Here is a 20138-nt window from a genome sequence, read left to right as displayed (position 1 = left end):
ATGACAGCCCCCTGCTCCGCTCCACTGCCCCGCCGACGCCTGCGCCCGATGGCGCTGCGCCTGGCACTGGCGTCGGCGGCGGTCTGCGCCAGCGCCGCCGCGCAGCCGCCCGCCGACCTGCGCGAACGCCTCGCGGCCTGCGCCGCCTGCCACGGCGAGCGCGGCGAAGGCGTCGACGGATCGATCTACTACCCGCACCTGGCCGGCAAGCCCGCCGGCTACCTGGTCGAACAGCTGCAGGCCTTCCGCGACGGCCACCGCCACTACTGGCAGATGGTCTGGCTGGCGCAGTACATGGACGATGCCTACATCGCCGAGATCGCCGCCTACTACGCGGCGCAGCCGCCGCACACGCGCGCCGCCGACGTCACCGCGGCGCCGCTGCCGCCGGCCGTGCAGGCGCGTGCAGAACACTTGGTCCGCCACGGCGACGCCCAGGCCGGCATTCCCGCCTGCACCGCCTGCCACGGAGCGGCCCTGACCGGCCTGGAGCCGGCCGTCCCTGCCCTGGTCGGGCTGCCGCAGGACTACATCGTGTCGCAGATCGGCAGCTGGCGTGACGGCACGCGCCGCTCCAAGGCACCCGATTGCATGGCCGGGATCGCCGCCAAGCTGGCGCCGGCCGACATCCGCATCCTCGCCCAGTGGCTGTCGCACCAGTCGCCCGGGGCGCACGACCGGCCGGCGCCGGCCGGCAGCTTCGTGCCGCCGCTGGCCTGCGGTGACCTGCCCCACGCGGAGGTGCAGCCATGATCCGCCGCATCGCGCTGTGGGCCGCGGCACTGGTGCTGCCGCTGGTGCTGCTGGCCGCTGCTGCCGGCGGTTTCCTGCTGCTGCAACAGGGCGGGCTGGCGCCCTATCGCGTGCCGGTCGCGGACGCCACCACGCCCCCGCCGGCGACGCCTCCGAGGGCGCCTACCTCGCGCGCATCGGCAACTGCCTCACCTGCCATACCGTTCGCGGCGGCGCGCCGTTCGCCGGCGGGCGGCCGTTCCGCACGGCCTACGGCACGATCTACAGCACCAACCTCACGTCCGATCCGCAGACCGGGCTGGGCGACTGGTCGGCGGCCGAGTTCCGCCACGCGATGCGAAACGGCGTCAGCCGCCACGGCGTGCTCTATCCGGCGTTCCCGTACGCCAACTTCGCCCACCTGACCGACACCGACATCGACGCGCTGTTCGCCTACCTGCGCGGCCTGCCGCCGGTCCAGGCGCCGGCGCCCGCCAATGACCTCGTCTGGCCCGCCAACTGGCGGCCGGCGCTGGTCGGCTGGCGCATGCTGCACTACCGCCCGGCACCGTTGGCGGCACCCGCCGACGCCTCGCCGGCCTGGCTGCGCGGACGCTACCTGGTCGACGGGCTCGGCCACTGCGCGATGTGCCACGGCACCCGCGGCCCGCGCGGCTCGCTGCCGGCCGACGGGTATCTCGCCGGCGGCCGCATCCCCGGCCAGGGCTGGTATGCGCCGCCGCTCGACAGCCGCCAGCTGGCGCGCTACAGCGTCGACCAGCTGGCCGACTACCTGCGCAACGGCGCCACCGAGCACGGCGCCGCCTACGGCTCGATGGCCGAAGTGGTCTACACCAGCCTGCGCCACCTGCGCCCCACCGATGCACAGGCGATGGCGACGTACCTCAAGAGCGTCCCGCCGCACGGCGGCGACGAAGCGCCCGACGCCAGCCGCTTCCTGTACGCCGGCGCGCAGCCGACGTCCAATCCCCACAACGGCGGCCGCCTGTACCAGGACCACTGCGCCAGTTGCCACGGCGACACCGGCGAAGGTCGCGGCCGCGACTACCCGCCGCTGCGCGACGCGGTCTCGGTCACCGCGCCCGATCCGATCAACGCCGTGCGCATGGTGCTCTACGGTGGCATGCCACCGACCACCGAAGGCAATCCGCGGCCGCATTCGATGCCGCCGTATGCCGGCCGCCTCGACAACGCCGAGATCGCCGCCATCGTCACCCACATCCGCAGCAACTGGGGCGAGCAGAGCCGGCCGGTCAGCCCGGCCGACGTCGCCGCCTACTACGGCATCCGCGGCGACTGACGCGATGCCCGGTTCCGCACGAGGACGTCACCCATGAACCCGACCGTCGAGATCGGCCTGTCGTTCATCCTGTTCCTGCCGTGGTTCGCGATCCTCGGCGCGCTGTACTGGCTGTTCCCGCGCCAGCCGCGCGGCATCGGCCGCCGCCTGTTCGATCTCGCCGTGCTGGCCGTGTCCGTCTGGCTCAGCATCGCCGGCATGCGCTGGGGTTTCCTGACCGCCGACGCCAGCGCCGGCGCGATCTGGAAGCAGGTACTGGCGACCCTGGTCGCCTACGGCATCTTCCTCGCCGTGCTGACCGTGGCCGTTCCGCTGCGGCACCTGTTGTTCCGGCGCTGAAGCCTGCGCACGCCACGCTGGCCGGCACGGCAGCGCGGTTGCGGCCGCGGCTCCGCGCCCGTCGGCGGACATGACCGGCCGGCGCGCAGTGGCCGGCAGCGCCGCCGGCGGCTACCGGCCGGCGGCCTCGGGCGGATCGGCGCCTTCGAATCCGTCGGCGAACAGCGCATCGGCGTCGGCCGTACAGGCCGGCCGCTGGCCGCAGGCGATGCCGTGCGCGTTCATCGCATCCCAGATGCGGCAGGCGTTGGGCGTGCCATTGGCGAGGTCGCCGTCGTCGTCGTCGACCGCCAGGAACACCGTGTACCAGTTGTCCGCGCCGCACCCGTCCACGCTGGCGTTCACGTTGCACTGGCCGCCGGCGGTGATCTGGTAGGCGCTGCCTTTCGAGGCCAGGCTGCCGTACCAGATCTTTTCCATCTGCGCATAGCCGGCGTCCTCGCCGTAGCGGCGCACCAGCGCCTGGGTCAGGTCCCAGTTGGCCGAGCTGGCGATGAGGCTCTCGCAGTGGCCCTCGTAGCCCATCACGCCCTCGTACGGCACGCCCATCTGCGGGTGGATGTACGGGCAGGTGACGCCGCCCTGGCCGAGCAGGCGGCCGCAGTTCATGCCCTTCGCCGCCGTCACGTTGGCCGGCGAGGCGATCGGGCGCGCAGTGCCCCGCGCGAAGACGCTGGTGTCGCGCACGCCGGTGCAGGTGGTGCAGTTGTGGCAGATGCTGTTCGGGCCGGTGAAGAAGCCCGGCCCCACGCAGGCATTGCGCGTACTGAGTACGGCGAAGGTGTCGCCGACGGCCTCGCCGCTGCCGTATTCCATGACGAACGGACCGCCGCCGTTCTCGTCCATGCCGTGTCCCCATTCGTGCAGGAACACGCCGAGGATCTCGCCGGTGTTGGCGCAGCGTGCGCTGGACTTGTAGAAATTCACGCCCCAGCCGTCCCAGTAGGCGTTGCAGGCGGCGTTGATGTTGACCACCGCATCCAGCGGCTGCTGCAGCCAGGCATTGTCCGGCAGGTAGCGGCGCGCGGTTTCGTTGATCTGGTTCAGGTGGTAGTAGCCGGTACGCGCCGCCCGCGTATTGCCTGTGCCGCCGACGCCCGAGGTCGCGCAGTCGGTACCCGGGCTGGTCCCGAAATCCAGATGGCCGTCGGTACTGCTGGTCAACGCGCTCGCCCCGCACTCGTCGCGCATCGTGACGTACTTGCCGGCGAGCGCGGCCGAGGCCGTACCCCCGGTGTAGTCGTAGCGGCCGAGCAGGTCGGTGAAGGTCTCGGTGCCCGGCGCACTGCCCTGGCGCACGCCGACGTACGGCAAGGGCATGACCACTTCCGGCTCGGTGTTGGTGGTCAGGAAGACGCCGCCCTCCACCGTCGCGTCGGCGTACGCATTGCGGTCGCGGACTTCCAGGATGCGGTTGGCATGCGCGTCGAACAGCAGCTCGTAGGTGGCGCGGATGCCGGCCAGCCGGTAGACGTAGCGCCATACCAGCCGATGCGCGTAGCCGCTGCCCGCCGCGCCGCGAAACGCCGTGCCGGCGCCGGCGCCATCCGCCGAGACCGGGTACAGCACCCGTTCTCCCGGCTCGATGATTTCCTCGATGCGGGCGCCCGGTTCCAGTTGAAGCTGCGCCACGGCCGCATCCCAGGCGGCCTCACGCGACAGCGCCGGCGTCACGCCGATGCCGACCTCGGCGATGCGCTGGCTCCCGAACTGGACGAGGTTGCCGTGGGAGACGCGAAAGAACGCATAGGCGCCCTCGACCCGCACGCCGTCGTGGTACTGCGCGAACTGGACGAACCAATGGGTCCGGCTTTCGCCGTACGGAAGGCTGCGCTGCCGGTCCAGGCGCAGGTCGATGCCGTCGAGCCGCAGCAGCGGCTGCACCTCGTCGATGAAGCGCGTCAGCGCCTGCGCCACGGTATCCAGCTCGACCGCCGCGCCGGCCGCCACGCCGAACGCCTGCGCGTCCAGTCCGCTCGCGCTGCCCGGCAAGACGGCGATGCCGCTACCCTGGACCAGGTTCGGGCGATCCGACCGGTGGTCCCAGCGCACTTCCCAGGTCCCCTTGAAGCGTCCCTGGAATGCGCTCAGCACCTGTTGCTCGCGTGCCGGCAGCGAAGCGGCCGATTCCAGCTGCGGCGTCACCCGCAAGGAGGCATCGACGAACGCACGCGTCATGCCCGGCGCGCCCGGCTGCGCATCGGACACCTCGACGACGGCCTGCGCGGCGCCGGCCAGCAGCGCCAGCGCCATCACCAGCGCCATCAGGAACACACGACCGGACCTTGCTCGTTCCATACCTGCCTCGCGGAGAATTGAACGCGGGTGACGCCGCGCCGCGGGAAGGTGTCGTCCGGTGAAGGCCGGCATCCGCCCGGCACGATGCTAGAGGCTCGCGCGCGCCGGCGGGACTGGACAAACGCACACGCCCGCACAGCCCCGGCGTGCCCGCGACCGGTGCCGCCTACTGGAAATCCCGGCTGCGCACGTCCAGGCCGCTCAGCAGCGGCGTGAGGTCGGTCAGCTGCGTGGCGATCAGGTGATGGACGCCGCTCTCCGCTTCGAGCCGGCCGTCGACCTCGAGCAGGCGCGATTCGATCAGCACGCGACGCTGGCGCTCGACCAGGTGGTTCCAGACGACGACGTTGATCTGGCCGAACTCGTCTTCCAGCGTGACGAAGATGACGCCGCTGGCGGTCTGCGGACGCTGGCGGCCGGTGACCAGGCCGGCGGCACGCAGCCGGCGGCCGTGGCCGAGCGCCGCGACCTCGCGCGAGCTGCGGCAGCGGCGCGCGGCGAGCCGGCTTCTCAGCAGCGTCAGCGGGTGCGGGCCCAGCGTGGTGCCGACGGTGGCGTAGTCGGCGTGCAGGTCCTGGCCGACCGTCGGCAGCGGCAGGGCGACCTGGACCTCGGCGGTGGCCGGCAGCGCCGCGAACAGCGGCCGCTGCGCCTCGACGCCGGCCGCGGCCCAGCGCGCGCGGTGACGATGGCCGGCCAGGCCGCGCAAGGCGCCGGCATCGGCCAGCCGTGTACGCGCACGCGCATCGAGCCCAGCACGGTCGCTGAGGTCGCCGACGTCGGCGAAGGCGCGATCACGGCGTGCCGCCTCGATGCGGCGCGCATCGGCCTCGGCCAGGCCGCGCACCAGGCGCAGGCCCAGCCGCAGTGCCGGCTGGCCGGCGCCGGTGACCGGCTCCAGGCTGCAATCCCAGTCGCTGTAGCGCACGTCGACCGGCCGTATCGCGATGCCCGGCCGGTGGCTGGCCTCCCCGTCGGCGCCGACGTCGCGCCGCGGCCGGCGCACGTCCTGCAGGATCTGGTCCGGGCTGTAGAACCCCATCGGCCAGCTGTTGATCAGCGCGCAGGCATAGGCGGCCGGCTCGTGGCGCTTGAGCCAGCAGCTGGCATAGGTCAGCAGTGCGAAGCTGGCCGCGTGCGACTCGGGGAAGCCGTAGTTTCCGAAGCCCTTGATCTGCTCGAAGATGCGCTCGGCGAAGTCGCGGCTGTAGTCGTTCGCGAGCATGCCGTCGATCAGCCGCTGGCGATGCGGCTCCAGGCCGCCGTGGCGCTTCCAGGCCGCCATCGAACGGCGCAGCTCGTCGGCGTCACCGGGCGTGTAGCCGGCCGCGACCATCGCGATCTCCATGACCTGCTCCTGGAACAGCGGCACACCGAGCGTGCGCTCGAGCACCTCGCGCAGTTGCTCCGAGGGATACTTCACCTCCTCATCGCCGCGGCGGCGGCGCAGGTAGGGGTGCACCATGTCGCCCTGGATCGGCCCGGGCCGGACGATCGCCACTTCGATCACCAGGTCGTAGAAGGTCCTGGGCTGCAGCCGCGGCAGCATCGCCATCTGCGCACGCGACTCGATCTGGAACACGCCGACGGTATCGGCCCGGCCGATCATCGCGTAGGTGGCCGCGTCGTCGGCCGGGATCGTCGCCAGGGTCAGGTCACGGCCGCGATGCGTGCGCAGCAGGTCGAAGCAGCGGCGCAGCGCGCTCAGCATGCCGAGCGCGAGCACGTCCACCTTGAGCAGGCCGGCCAGGTCCAGGTCGTCCTTGTCCCACTGCACGATCGTGCGGTCGGCCATCGCCGCGTTCTCGACCGGCACCAGCGTGTCCAGCGGATGCTCGCTGATGACGAAGCCGCCCGGATGCTGGGAGAGGTGCCGTGGAAAGCCGATCAGCTCGCCGGTCAGCGCCAGCACGCGCCGCAGCACCGGGCTGTCCGGATCGAAGCCAGCCTCGCGCAGGCGCTCGGGCGGTGGCGCCTCGTCGCTCCAATGGCCACAGCAGCCGGCCAGCGCGTCGACCTGATCGGCCGGCAGGCCCAGCGCCTTGGCGACGTCGCGCACCGCGCCGGCGCCGTGGTAGGTGCTCGCCACCGCGGTCAGCGCTGCGCGACCGCGGCCGTAGCGCGCGAACACGTACTGCAGCACTTCCTCGCGACGCTCGTGTTCGAAGTCGACGTCGATGTCCGGCGGCTCGCCGCGCTCGCGCGAGAGGAAGCGCCCGAACAGCATCTTCATCGTCGTCTGCGCCGGATCGATCTCGGTGATGCCCAGCGCAAAACACACCGCCGAGTTGGCCGCCGAGCCGCGCCCCTGGCACAGGATGCCCTTGTCGCGCGCGAAGCGGACGATGTCGTGCACGGTCAGGAAATAGCTCTCGTAGCCGAGATCGGCGATCACCGCCAGTTCGGTGTCGATCTGTGCGCGCGCCTTGGCCACATCCGCCGCGCGGGATGGCGGCTTCTGCGACCAGCGCCAGTGCAGCCCCTGCTCGACCAGGGTGCGCAGCCACGTCGTCGGCGTGTGGCCGGCCGGCACCAGTTCGTGCGGATACTGGTACAGCGCGCGCAACTGATGGAGGTCGAACGCGCAGCGCTCGGCGATGCGCACGGTCTCGGCCAGCAGCGCCGGCGGGTACAGCGCCGCCAGCGCCGGACGCGGACGCAGGTGGCGCTCGCCGTTCGGGAACAGGCGGTGGCCGGCCTCGGCCACCGTCACGTGGTGACGGATCGCGGTCATCGTGTCCTGCAGCGCGCGCCGGCCGCGTGCGTGCATGTGCACGTCGCCGGCCGCCACCACCGGAATTCCCACGGCCGCCGCCAGCGTCTCCAGCGCCGTCAAGCGCGCCGCGTCGTCCGGGCCTCGATGCAGTTCCACCGCCAGCCAGAGCCGCTCGGGAAACCGCGTGCGCAGCCACTGCCCGGTCACCTGGTCGTCCGGCACGTCGGGCACCCACAAGGCCAGCAGGCCGTCCAATGCCGCGTCGAAATCGGCACGCAGCAACCGGTAGTCGCCTTTCTTCGCGCGCCGCCGGCCGGCGGTAATCAGCCGGCACAGTGCCTGGTAGCCGGCCAGGTTCTCGGCCAGCAGCACCAGCGTGGGGCCGTCCTCGATCCGCACCTCGCTGCCGACGATCAGCTTCACGTCGTGCGCCTTGGCGGCCTGCCAGGCGCGCACGATGCCCGCCAGCGTGCACTCGTCGGTGATCGCCAGCGCGCGGTAGCCCAGCTGGTGCGCGCGCGCGAACAGTTCCTGCGCGCTGGAGGCCCCGCGCTGGAAGCTGAAGTTGGACAGGCAGTGCAGCTCGGCATAGTCCGCGCTCATGCGAACCATCCGTGCAGCATCAGCGGCCCGTCCTCGCCGGCCGGCCGCCAGGCCCAGGCCTGCGGGCCGGCCGCGGTCGCGACGCGGTAGTAGTCGCGGCGCACGTCGCCGCCGTCCCACCAGCCCGACTCGATGCGCTCGGGCCCCGCCAGGATCGCGGCCACCGCCTCGCGCAGCGGGAGCGGCCGCGCCAGCAGCCAGCCCGGCCGCGGCGATGCCGCCGCCGGCGGCGTGCGTCCCGCCTCGTCCTCCGGTTGCCAGGCGCGTTCGGGACGGTGATCGGCCCGGCTGCGCAGGCCGTGCACGGCCGCATCGCCCAACCGTGCGCGCAGGCGCTCGCGCAACTGCGGCCAGGGCAGCGTCTGCTGCGGCCGCTCGTCGAACAGCTCGCGATGCGCCGGCACGAACGCCGGCAGTTCGTGCGCGACCAGGCGCAGCGCCTGGACCGGCGCCAGCGCCGGCACCCGTTCCAGGCGGACGCGCGCCATCTCCAGCAGCATCGCCGCATCACGTTCGGTACTGAGCAGGCCCACCGGCACTTCGGTGGCGGCCGCGCCCGCGTGCTCCAGCTGCAGCACGAAGCGCTGCACGCCACCGTCGCGACCGGCCAGGAAGGCGGCCAGGTCCGCCGTCAGGCGCTTGAGCGGGAACGCCAGCGCCGGCGTCGCGGTCACCTCGAAGCCGAACTCGATCCGCGCATCGAACCGGTCCGGCGGCGCATAGCTCTCCAGTGCCGGCACGCGATCGCCGGTCACGGCGTCCAGATGCCGCAGCACCTCGGCCGGGAAGCGCCGCGCGATCGATTCGCGCGGCAGCGCCAGCACCTGCCCCAGCCGCACCAGGCCCATGCGGGCACATGCCGTCGCCACCTCGCGCGGCAGCCCCGCCCGCTCCACCGGCATCTGCGCCAGCGCCCGGCGCATCGCCTCCACGCCAGGCAGCGCCAGCCCGTCGTGGGCGTTGGCCAGCACGCGCGCCGCCGCCGGCTGCGGCGCCGCGACGATGCGGTGCCGAAAGCCGAGCGCGGTCAGCTCGCGGCGCAGGCGCGCCTCCAGGCGCGGCCACGGGCCGAGCAGGCTCAGGCTCGCGCCGATCTCGACCAGCAGCGCGCCCGGGTATTGCAGGCTGACCTGCGAGCTGAAGCCATAGGCCCAGGCACCGAGGAAGCGATGCCAGCCGGCCGCCTCGGCCGGGTCGTGGTCGATCGCCACGAAATCCCGGCTGATCGCCTGCGCCGCGGCCAGCGGCTGGCCGGCGCGCAGGCCGCGCGCGCGCGCCGCCGGATTGGCCGCCAGCAGCACGCGCCGCTGCGCCGGCCCGCCGACCAGCACCAGCGGTGCCGCCGGGTCGGCACGGCTGCGCAGGACGCCGTCCAGCGCCAGGTGCGGCAACAGGATGCAGATCCAGCGCATCGCCGCCTCAGGCCGGTGCGAACGGCAGCGGCTGTGCCGGCGCGTTGCCGCCGCGGCACTTGAGCACGCGCAACTGCGCCGGCCGGGCGTCGATCGCGATGCGCAGCGCCGCCGGCGAAGGATTGCAGGCCGCCGCCGGCGGCCGGAACGCGAACGCCAGCGCCTGGCCGGTCTCGGCCGCCAGCTGCACGCGCCGCAGTGCGCGGTCGTCCGCCTGCGCCGGCCAGCCGAGCACGGCCGCACAGCTGCCCGAGCGCAGGCACTGCTCGGCGGCCCACAGCGCATCGCGCGGGGTCGCCGCCTGCACCACCTGCACCTGGCGCAGGACCACCCCGGCTGCCTGCCAGGCCGGCGCGAACGGCACGTACGGCGGCGCCACCAGCACCACGCGGCCACCGGCCTGCGTCAACCGCGCCAGGGTCGGCCAGACCAGGCGCAGCTCGCCGCAGCCATCCGCCGCCGGCAGCACCTCGGTCATCGCCGCCTCCGGCCAGCCGTGTGCCGGCAGCACCGCGTCCAGCGCCGGGTACCCGGTCGGCTGCCGGCCGGCCGGCAGCGACGCCGGCTGGCCGCGCCAGACCCGGCGTTCGTGCAGCAGTGCGTCCAGAGCGACGACCGCGCCCATGTCAGCCGCGCCGCACCAGCCCGCAGAACACGCCCTCGATCGCGAAGTCCCGGTCCGCGCTGACCTCGATCGGCCGGTAGGCCGGGTTGCGCGGCAACAGGCGCACGCCGTCGGCGTGCCGCTCGAAGCGCTTGATCGTCAATTCGCCGTCCAGGCGCGCCACCACCACCTGGCCGGTACGGGCCTCGGCCGCGCGCGCCACGCCGACCAGGTCGCCGTCGAGGATGCCGTCCTCGATCATCGAGTCGCCCTGCACGCGCAGCAGGTAGTCCGGCGTCCGCGCGAACGTGCCGCGATCCAGCAGCAGCCGGTCGTGCAGGCCGGCGTCCGCCCCGATCGGCGCTCCCGCCGCCACGCGGCCGAGCACCGGCAGGGCCAGCAGCTCCGTGCGCGGCACCGGCTCCAGCGGCCGGATGCCGCGCGCCTGGTACGGCGTGACCTGCAGCAGGCCGGCCGCCGCCAGCGCCTGCACGTGCTTGCGCGCGACGCTGCGCGAGGCGAAACCGAAGGCCGCGGCGATCTCGGCCAGGCTCGGCGGCTGGCCCTGCGCCGCGATCCGGTCGCGGATGAAGGTCAGGATCGCGGTACGGCGGGGACTGAGCGGCGTCATGGAGTACATTTGTACTCCGATCCGCTGCGCTTGCCTATCTGTCCCGGCATCGAAGGTCCTGTCCCGGGCGCGCAGGCCCCGGACCGGCGTCCGCTAACGGCCCCGGGCGGACCGGGCGGCTGCCCGGCGGTGCGATCGGACCGGCAGCCCTCGCCCGGCTCCGGTCTCCCGTCCGATCGATCCCGCCCGCAGACGCGGGCGGGATCGGTAGGCACCTGTCCCGCCCACGCTACGGATCGAAGCCGTCCGTGAAGAGGTGGTCGCGCACGCCGCGCACGGCGACGCTCAGATGCTCCGGCGGCGACAGCCCGCCGGCCTCGGTCAGCACGATCGCGCCGAAGCCCGGCATGCTCGGTGCCATCAGGGACCGCCCGGACGCATCGACGCTGACCGTGATCTGGAGCGTCTGCGTCGCACCGGGCGCCAGCGTGAAGCTGGCCGGCGTCACCACGGCGGTGATGTCCGCCGCGGTCTCGAAGGTCACGGCCCAGTTCGATGCCGTGGCCAGCGTGCTCCTGACCGTGCGCGTGAACGTGCACGAGGGCGTGCAGGCCACGTTGCGCATCGACGGCAGGTTCAGCTGCTTGATGTTGAGCGTGCCGCCGCTCGGGTTGGCCGCGACGAAATTGGCATAGGTCTCGTCCATCACCAGGCCCGCCCGCTCCGCCAGCGAGACATCGATGCGGCCGTTGCCGAGGCCGTCGCCGTCCCACCAGGCACCGCCCGGACGGACCGCCGTCATCTGCAGCGCCGACTTGACCTCCATCGGCGTCCAGGTCGGGTGGATCGCCCGCAGCAGCGCGCCGGACCCGGCCACGTGCGGAGACGCCATCGAGGTGCCGGACATGTAGTCGTAGCTGCCATCGGCCGTGCGCATCGGCGCATAGATGTCGGTGCCCGGCGCCGCGGCATCGGGCTTGGTCAGATCCGCCAGCGTCCCCGGCGTCGGCCCGCGCAGGCTGCCCGGGGACAGCATGTCGGTCAGCTCGGCGTTCACGTCCAGGCGACCGGTGACGGCGCCCGCCCGGATCAGCGCGATCAGGCGATCGCCCTGGGGCTGGTCGGCCAGGCTGTAGGACGGCGCGGTGGTCGGCGCGCCGGCCGTGTTCATGCTGAGGGCGCCGTATTGGTTGTTGACGACGAGCACCGCCGTCGCACCGGCATTGACCGCATTGGTGACCTTCTCGGCGAAGCCGCAGGCCTCGGTCGCGGGCGTGTTGGCGCCACGCCGGACCACGGCGACCGCGCCGGTGAAGTAGCCGGCAGCGAAACCGCCGGTATTGGTGCAGCCGGCCAGATTGGCCGGATCGATGCGCAGCGGCTGCGCGGTGAAGGCGCTGCCGACCGGCGTCGTGCTGCCCTTGAGGACCGGCAGGTCCTCGAGCCCGTCCACCGCCGCCGGGCCGTCCACCGAGAAGCGGCCGCCCAGCGGACGCACGGTGGCGTAGGTGTTGGCCACCGACAGCACCCACGGTCCGCGGTGGTTGACCTGCCCGACCGGATCGGGCGTCTCGGTGCGCGTATTACCCGCTGCCGCGGCCACGAAGATGCCGGCGTTGACCGCGTCGAGGAACCGGCGATCGTTGTCGCTGCTCGACCACGGCGAGGTACCGCCGCTGATCGAGAAGTTGATCACGCGCACGCCGTCGGCCACCGCCGCGATCGCGCCGTTGATCGCCGCCGCCGAATCGGCACCCGCGCAACGTCCATCGGGCTCATTGCAGACCTTGTAGCTGTTGACGCCCGCGCACGGCGCCATGCCGGACAGCTGCGTATACGGCGCCGGCAGCGTCGGCGCCGGCGTCGTCGAGGCGGCCACCAGCACATTGCCGGCAGCAGTGCCGGCCACGTGCACGCCGTGGCTGGACGAGGTCGCGTCGGCCTCCGGGTTCGGGCCGTTGCAGGCGCCGCCAGGACCGGTAGCGGTCGCGCAACTGATCGCGACCAGCTTCGGGTTGGCGACCGAGAAGCCACAGGCGGCATCGTTGGCGAACGCCGGATGCTGCGAGTTGGCGCCCGAATCGAGCACGGCGATGCGCACGCCGGCACCGCGGTTGGTGGTACCGCCCGGCGACGGCAGGCTCCACACCGTTTCCGCGCCGATCAGCGCCGGCGTGCGGTAGGTGGCCAGCACGTCCGGCTCGCGCGTGGTGACGGACTTGACGCCCGGCACGCGCGCCGCCTCGGCGGCTTCCTCTTCGGTCAAGGCCGCGGCGATGCCGCTGTGCGTGTAGAAGTACTTGTGCGTGACCGTCAGGCTGCGGCCCAGCGCCGCGCCGATCGCCGCCGTGTGCATCGCCGCCGTGTTCTCCAGGTGGCTCACGTAGGCGCGCGCCTCGGCGCTGCGCGCGTCGAACACCTGCGCGCCGGTCGTGCGCGGCGCGGTAGCCGACAGCGAACCCATGCCGCCGTCGTAGTACAGGGTGCCGGGTTCGTCGAACTCGATGAGATAGGTCTTGCGGGTTGCCGCCGGTACGGCGTCACCGGCCGGCTGCGAGACGGCCGGTACCGCGACCAGCCCGCCCAGGCTGAGGGCAATCACCGCGGCCAGCGGCTTGAAGGGAATCGATGTGCGCATGGAACCTCCCGATCGGAAAGAGCAGATCCCCGGCGGGCACGGCCGTTCCGATCGCCGGCACGCGCGAACGGTGGAACGGGTGTCACTCGTGCCGGGGCACCTGGGTTCTGAAAACGCGATCGGCGTGCATCCCCCTACCCCGGCGGACGGATGACGCTTCGTGCGGCTTCGCGTGCGGCGTCGACTTCGGGCGGAATGCGAAGGCGCATCGGGCCAGGCCGGCGCATAGCGGCAGGTCTTCCCGTCAGGCGCGGCAACGCGCCTGCGTGCCGAAGGCGGCAAGCGTGCTGTTCACGGAATACATCGCCATGAATGGACGTCCATACGTCCATTCATGGCGATGAGGCGCATCCACGCCAGCGCATGCGCGCGGCGTGAGCAGCCGGACCGGCGTTGCGCCGGCCCGGCCGCGGCGTTTCACTCGAAGCCGCTGTCGAAGATCGCGTCCGGCCGGGCGCCCGGCACCGGCACGGCCACGTCGAACGCCGCCGGCGTGCCGGCCTGGGCCACGCCCAGCTGGCTGGAGCCCGCCGACGGCGGCGCATCCACCGTGACCGAGAACAGGTACAACGTGCCCCAGTCCAGCGAGCCGCCGGCCGGCGCGGTCCAGCTCAGGCGATTGCCGGCCGTGCTGAACGTCCAGTCGTTGCCGGCATCCAGGTCGCCGTCGCTGAAGCGATTGGCGCTGACCACGGCGCCCGCCTGCAGCGGCACGCTGAAGCCGTTGAAGCCCTTGTTGCTGACCACGCGCAGGTTCGGCTCGCTGCCTTCGGTCACGGCCCGTGCGAAATCGAGGTTGTGCACGGCGTAGTGGTAGGTCCAGCGGCCGTCGCCGAGGTCCACCACGCGCACGGCCACCTTCGCATGCCCTTCGCTGACCGCCAGTTCGGTATTGGCGACCGTGGTGCCGGCCGGCGCGCCCTCGACCCAGCGGTCGGTGACCGAGCCGAGCCGGTAGTTCGCCTGGTTGGCGAACGACCAGTTGGTGCCGCTGTAGGTCGGCGTACCGGTGACCGAGGCCATCGAGTTGTAGATGTTGATGTCCTCGCGTGCGAGGTACCAGGAGTCGAACAGGAACGTGGCGCCCGGATGCCGCGTCGCGCTGATCTGTTCCTCGTTGACCACCAGGCGGCGGCCGTACTGGTCGTCCGGCGGCGTCCAGTTGGTGTTGCTGCCGACGCAGCCCGGATCGAACAGCGAGCCGCAGCGGCCCCACTGCCCGGTCGCCGGGATGATCTCCGAACGGAACGACAGATCCTGGTTGGCGTCGTTGTTGAACGTGCTGTAGGTGTCGCTGCACGAGCGCCCGAGGATCTGGCCGCTGATGTTCTCGCCGGGCGCGCAGCCGAAGTTGGTCGTCAGCCAGGCGTGCTTGACGCCCGAGCGGCCGATCTGCTCGATGCCGCCGTCGGCGTTGATCCGGTACATGTTCCAGATCAGGAACGGATGCTGGTCGTTGTTGTACGGGGCGAAATTGCCGCTGAACTTGCCGTACCAGGGAATGCGCGCGGTCCACAGCGCCGCGCTGGTGCCGAGCGCGCCCTGCCCCGACACCGTCGGCTGGGCGGTGCCGTTGTTGACATTGTTCTTGAGCGTGGAATCGGGTGCGAAGACGACGCGGCCGCTGCCTTCCGGCCCCGTGGCGGCGGACTGGCGCATGCGCGTCACGTTGATGTCGAGCATGAACAGGTCGGCCTGGTAGACGGTGCCGGCCGGCTGGCCGGCCACCTGCTCGCCGTGCCAGTGGCCGCCGGTGCCCTGCGGGTCGTACACGCCACCGCTGCCCTGGCTGTAGATCTCGGCGAGGATCTCCACGTCGCCGACCGGATGGCCGGCCAGCGCCGGCCGGCCGACCCGGGCCGCCAGCGCGGCCGAGGCGCGCATGTCGGCGGTGTAGACCGCCAGCACGCGGTTGTCCTTGACCAGCTCATACATCAGGTTGTCGATGGTGAACCACACCGTGCCGTCGCTGCCGGCGACGTCGAGCTTGCGCGGATCACCGGGATTGGGCTGCAGGCGGAAATCGGTCAGGTCCAGCTGCTGGCCGTCCGGCAGCGTGAACACATAGCCACCGCGCGCCTGCACCGAGCCGCCGGAGAAGCCGGCCAGCGTGCCGCGCTCGGCGCGGAACGCGATGCTGGCCGTGCTGCGCAGCGCGAACAGTTCCACCGTCTGCGACTGGCGCACGCCGAGGCCGTCGGTGAGCCGTGCACTGCGGGCCGGCAGCACGTCACTGCGGCGCTCGATCGACAACCCCAGGTCGCCGATCAGGTCCGGATAGAGGTTGAGGCCCACGGTGCCGCCCCAGGCGGACCAGGCGGCCGGCGTAGCCGGCTCGGGCTCGGCGGCCTGCACCGGCAACGGGAACAACGGCAGCGCCGCCGCCAGGCAGGCGGCCAATGCGAGCATGCGTGGTTTCATCGGGATCTCCCTGCGAGCAAGAACGGGACCGCGCACGGCGGCGGATTCAGGGTGGCGCATACAGCCGGGCGCCCGTGGCGGGCAAACACCACCGGCACGGGCACGGCGAAGACAGGTCTTATCGCTACAAGGCCACCAGCCGGCTCGACGGCGACACGCCGGCATCAATATACCGCGGCAGCCGGTGCACCAGCGTCGGGGGCGGCCAGGACGCCACGCCCTGCGAGCGCAGGGCCTCACCCGCCGTGCCGCCCGTCGTCTCCCATTCGGCCACCAGCGCCTCGTTGCGCTGCAGCGCCGATTCCAGCACCAGCGGCCCGAAGACGTGCACGAACACCCGCGCCGTCCAGCGCCGCAGTTCCTGCGGGTCCGCCGGCCGCGACACGCTGTCCGCGCCGCGCAGGAGCTGCTGCGTCTGCGCCAGGAACAGCGCGATCACCTGCCCCTCCCCGCGCGCATCGTCGAGCACCGCCCGCCGCAGGTACGCCCGGCTGTCCGGCTCCACCGCCAGCACGGCCTCGTAGCCGCTCGCCAGTTGCATGGCCGCTTCCGACAACGGCGCGCGCGGGTCCAGCCCCGGCACCGCCGCCTCGGTGAGGGTGCGCAGCAGCCAGCCGTCCACCGCCTCGCGCAGCAGCACCTTGCTGCCGAAATGGTGACCGATCAACGCCAGCGAGACGCCGGCACGCTGGGCGATGCGCCGCAGCGATGCCTGCGCATAGCCCTTGCTCGCGAACAGTTGCAGGGCCGCCTGGCGGATCCGCGCCTTTCCGGTCAGGTCACAGGACATCGGACGGGGAGCGGACGGGACGGCGCGCGGGGTGGACATGGCGGACTCTCGTGGTGGCGGGCACGGGATACGGAACGCGAACGGCGTCCACCCCCCTACCTCGCCGTCCTCGCGTGCTCCGCGACCGGCCCCTGGACGGCCCCGCGAACACGCTCCCAGGCACCACAGGCAGTCCCGCTCCACCGCGAGCTTGCTGGTGCGCCGTCCGCGTTTCGTGCAGTTCCCGCTCCCCGCGAGCCGCGCTATAGATGGGCTGCCGGACAGTGCCTCTCCCCGGGGCGAAGGAACACGGCGGACACCAGGCGCCTCGCATGGGCGCCGCCAGAGTGGCCGCTCTGTCCGGCCTCGGCCATCCACCCCCCTGGTCAGGCCATCGGAGCCCCCTCCCACGAGGGGGCTCCTTCTTTCGCGCGTCCGCGCCTGCCCGCAGACCCCATCGGCCGCTCCCGCCGCATCCCACCGCTGGCGCGCGCTCCCCGTCGCGTTCAGGCTGCCGCATCAAAACCTCGGCGTATCAGTTGTTTACTAACGGGTGCGCGACGATCTGTAGCGATCGGACCGAAGACCATGCCAGCATTAGGGCTGGGTCCTTGCGCGCGAACGTTTCGCGACGCCCGCCGGCACGCCGGCGGAGCGGACCGAACCAATACCTCCTCTCGGGCGGGCGATGAAGGGTATTTGCGGTGTTTTCGCGGTGCTGCTCGGCTGTGCCGGCCTTCCGGCCGGTGCCGCCGCAGACGCTGCGCACGCCGTCGACTACCGCATCGAGGACGGCGACCTCGGCGACGCGCTCAATGCCTGGGCCAGCCAGAGCGAAGTCCAGATCGTCTATCCGCCGCAGCTGGTGTCGCACCGCACGACGCGCGGGCTGCAGGGCAGCCATGCCCCGCAGGAGGCGCTGGACCGGCTGCTGGAAGCCACCGATATCGAAGCCCTGCCGCTCGGCACGGGCTCCTACCTGCTGCGGCGGGCCCCCGCCCGCGCCGAGCCGGCTTCCACCACACCGCTGGCGGTGCCGGCGGAACCGGCCCACCGGCTGCTGCCGCAGGTGGACGTGCGCAGCCGGCCGCTGCACCGGATCGCCGCCGCCTCCTCGCTGCAGGTCACGACGATCACGCGCGAGCAGATCCAGTCCAGCGGCTACCTGTCGCTGTTCGAGCTGCTGCGCTCCCAGCCGGGCATCCAGGTCACCAGCCAGCCCGAGGTCATGGGCGGCAACAGCGCCGGCCTGTTCCGCGCCGGCGCCTCCGGTGCCGCAGCCGTCGCCCTGCGCCGCCTCGGCGCCAAGGCCACGCTGATGCTGGTCGACGGCCGCCGCCTGTCCGACTACGGGCTGGCCGCCGACCAGACCGGCGGCGTCGCCGACATCGGCGCGATCCCGCTGGCGATGGTCGAGCGCATCGACATCGTCCGCGACGGTGCCGCCACGCTGTACGGTTCCGAGGCGATGGCCGGCGTCATCGACATCACGCTGCGCCAGCGGCTGGACGGCGGCGAGCTGTCCACGCTGCAAGGCATTTCCAGCCGCGGCGACGCGCGCCACCGGCAGGTCTCCGCCGCGCTCGGCGAGCATTTCGCCGGCGGCACCGACCTGCTGCTGATGTTCGACGCGCTCGACCAGGACCCGCTGCCCGGCGACCAGCGCGACTGGTACACCCTGGACCGGCGCAAGGACGGCCTGCTCGACGCACGCAGCGTCTTCTCGTTCCCCGGCAACTACGTCGGCGTGCTGCCCAACGGCTCCACCGTGCTGCGCGCCCGCCCCGGCTGCCCCAAGGAGAACCTCAACGAGGACGGCGTCTGCCTCGACGACAGCGCCAAGGCCACCACGCTGCGCACCGCCAAGGAGTCGCGCTCGCTGCTCGGCCACGTGCGCACCCCGCTCAGCGGCAACCTGGAAGCCTATGCGGACCTGCGCATCGCGCAGATGGAACAGCACCAGCAGTCGGCCCCGTCCGCCGGCATCATCACCAACCCCAACGGCCCTGCCACCACGGCCAGCACCGCGCTGCTCTACTACGCGTTCTGGGACATCGGCCCGATCCGGCAGGCCACCCGCTCGAACATCTTCAGCACCAACCTCGGGCTCAAGCGCGACGGCCCCACCTGGAAGGTGGACTCCACCCTCGGCGTGGAGGAAAGCCGCGTCCGCGAGCGCACCACCGGCCTGGTCAACCGCGAGGCCTTCGCGGATCTGGCCAACCGCCTGGGCTACCAGTTCGACAAGCGCACCCTCAGTCCGGAGATCGCCGAGGCGCTGGCGCCGCCGCTGGCCACCACCGGCCGCACGCGCCTGCTGCGGGTCAGCAGCGTCGCCAGCGGCCGCCTCGCCGGCTGGGCCACCGGCGACCTCACGCTCGACGCCGGCGCGCAATGGCGCCGCGAGAGCCTGCGCTACAAGCCCGACACCTCGCTGACCTCCGACGCGCTGCTGATCGACCGCCTGGCCGGCCGCTTCTCCGCGGCGCGCTCGGTCGGCGCCGGCTACGCGCGCCTGGGCGTGCCGCTGCTGCACGACCTGCAGATGGACCTGGGCTGGCGCACCGAGCACGACAGCCGCTTCGGCACGCATGCCAGCCCCTCGGTCAACCTGCTGTGGACCCCGGTGCGCAGCCTGCTGGTGCGCGCCGGCGCCACGCAGGGCTGGCGCACGCCGACCCTGCTGGAACAGCGGCCCGACGTCACCCACGACGGCGGCTTCTCCTACGTGCTGGTGCCGGCCTCGCTGCTGCCCTGCGCCCAGCCCTACCACGGCGGCGGCGCCGCCAACCTGTGCCTGCTCGAGCAGCGCGCCACGCAGAACCCCGCCCTGCGCCCGGAAACCTCGCGCGGCGTCAGCGCCGGCGTGATCTGGGAACCCAGCGAGCATTTCAGCGTGGGGCTGGACGTCTACCGGCTGCGCCGCAAGAACGAGATCGGCACGATCCCGCCCAGCTATGCGCTGCAGCACCCGGAAGCGTTCCCCGGTTTCCTGGCGCGCGACGACCAGGGCCGGCTGACCGGCCTCAACCTGTTTCGCGTCAACCTGGGCCAGACCCGCACCAGCGGCGCGGACCTGGACCTGCGCTGGACGCTGCCGCCGACGCGCTACGGCACCTTCGGCCTGGACCTGATGGCCAACTGGCTGGACGAGCTGAGCTTCCGCGCCACGCCCGAGAGCCCGGCCTACGAACGCGCCGGCTACGCCAACCAGCCGCGCCTCACGGCGATGGCGGCGCTGCGCTGGAGCGCCGGCCCCTGGGCCAGCACGCTGCTGCTGCGCCACACCGGCAGCTACCAGTACCGCCAGTACGAAGGCGACACCCTGGACTGCCCTGCCTACCGCGCCGCCGTGGGCAAGTGCTCCACGCCGGCCTTCACCCTGGTCAATGCCAGCGTCGCCTACACCGGCTGGACCGACTGGCGGCTGGCGCTCGGCATCGCCAACCTGCTGGACCACGAGCCGGAGTACTACACCGAGGCCAGCGGCGGCTACAACCCGCAGTTCGACGACCCGGTGGGGCGCTACTACTGGCTGTCGGCCACATGGCGGTTCTGACCGTCCCGGCGCCCGCCCCGCGGGCGCGGCCCGCCCCGCCGCCGGCCTTCGCGCGGCACCGAGGTAGGGGGGCCGCCGCCGATTGCGTTGGAGTGGGCAGGTGGCGATCGGCCACGCCGTCCGGTGAACCGTGCTGCACGCATGTCCCACACTGC

12 protein-coding genes are annotated in these 20138 nt (G+C 72.6%); 4 read left to right on the top strand and 8 right to left on the bottom strand.

Annotated features, from left to right (window positions below; all coding sequences use genetic code 11):
- The 3 genes from I596_RS08270 to I596_RS08260 are packed head-to-tail and all read left to right on the top strand — an operon-like array spanning position 1 to position 2392.
- The gene (locus tag I596_RS08270) at positions 1–753 is read left to right on the top strand and encodes a c-type cytochrome (RefSeq protein ID WP_223303938.1); all 753 of its coding nucleotides are present in this window, start codon (positions 1–3) and stop codon (positions 751–753) included.
- 16 nt (positions 754–769) lie between these two features.
- On the top strand, positions 770–2053 hold the full coding sequence (locus tag I596_RS08265; protein ID WP_190279017.1) for a cytochrome c: 1284 nt from the start codon (positions 770–772) through the stop codon (positions 2051–2053).
- A gap of 33 nt (positions 2054–2086) precedes the next feature.
- On the top strand, positions 2087–2392 hold the full coding sequence (locus tag I596_RS08260) for a hypothetical protein (protein ID WP_067646300.1): 306 nt from the start codon (positions 2087–2089) through the stop codon (positions 2390–2392).
- A gap of 111 nt (positions 2393–2503) precedes the next feature.
- Here I596_RS08260 and I596_RS08255 read toward each other — a convergent pair whose 3' ends face one another.
- The 8 genes from I596_RS08255 to I596_RS08220 form a co-directional block, all read right to left on the bottom strand.
- Positions 2504–4690, bottom strand: coding sequence for a hypothetical protein (locus tag I596_RS08255; protein WP_150132077.1), 2187 nt, complete (start codon positions 4688–4690; stop codon positions 2504–2506).
- 166 nt (positions 4691–4856) lie between these two features.
- The gene (locus I596_RS08250) at positions 4857–8018 is read right to left on the bottom strand and encodes an error-prone DNA polymerase (protein WP_425478803.1); all 3162 of its coding nucleotides are present in this window, start codon (positions 8016–8018) and stop codon (positions 4857–4859) included.
- Positions 8006–9421: a Y-family DNA polymerase gene (locus I596_RS08245; RefSeq protein WP_067646291.1), complete on the bottom strand. Its 1416-nt coding sequence runs from the start codon at positions 9419–9421 to the stop codon at positions 8006–8008. The genes I596_RS08250 and I596_RS08245 overlap by 13 nt, the downstream gene beginning before the upstream one ends.
- 7 nt (positions 9422–9428) lie before the next feature.
- Positions 9429–10046 (bottom strand): translesion DNA synthesis-associated protein ImuA, encoded by a 618-nt coding sequence (imuA, locus tag I596_RS08240; RefSeq protein WP_067646288.1) that lies wholly within the window; start codon positions 10044–10046, stop codon positions 9429–9431.
- Position 10047: 1 nt separating this feature from the next.
- A complete protein-coding gene (lexA, locus tag I596_RS08235) occupies positions 10048–10656 on the bottom strand; it encodes a transcriptional repressor LexA (RefSeq protein ID WP_223303963.1) in 609 nt (202 codons plus the stop codon).
- A 229-nt stretch (positions 10657–10885) separates the two neighbouring features.
- Entirely contained in the window at positions 10886–13234 is a 2349-nt protein-coding gene (locus tag I596_RS08230; protein WP_067646282.1) for a S8 family serine peptidase, read from the bottom strand.
- A gap of 417 nt (positions 13235–13651) precedes the next feature.
- Positions 13652–15655, bottom strand: coding sequence for a hypothetical protein (locus I596_RS08225; protein WP_150132076.1), 2004 nt, complete (start codon positions 15653–15655; stop codon positions 13652–13654).
- Between the two features lie 124 nt (positions 15656–15779).
- Entirely contained in the window at positions 15780–16484 is a 705-nt protein-coding gene (locus tag I596_RS08220) for a TetR/AcrR family transcriptional regulator (RefSeq protein WP_083965457.1), read from the bottom strand.
- Between the two features lie 628 nt (positions 16485–17112).
- Here I596_RS08220 and I596_RS08215 point away from each other — a divergent pair.
- Positions 17113–19983 (top strand): TonB-dependent receptor, encoded by a 2871-nt coding sequence (locus I596_RS08215; protein WP_067646274.1) that lies wholly within the window; start codon positions 17113–17115, stop codon positions 19981–19983.
- The last annotated feature ends 155 nt before the right edge of the window (positions 19984–20138 follow it).

Source organism: Dokdonella koreensis DS-123 (genome assembly GCF_001632775.1).
GTDB classification, from domain to species: Bacteria; Pseudomonadota; Gammaproteobacteria; order Xanthomonadales; family Rhodanobacteraceae; genus Dokdonella; species Dokdonella koreensis.
This window is presented reverse-complemented; position numbering and strand designations above follow the sequence as displayed.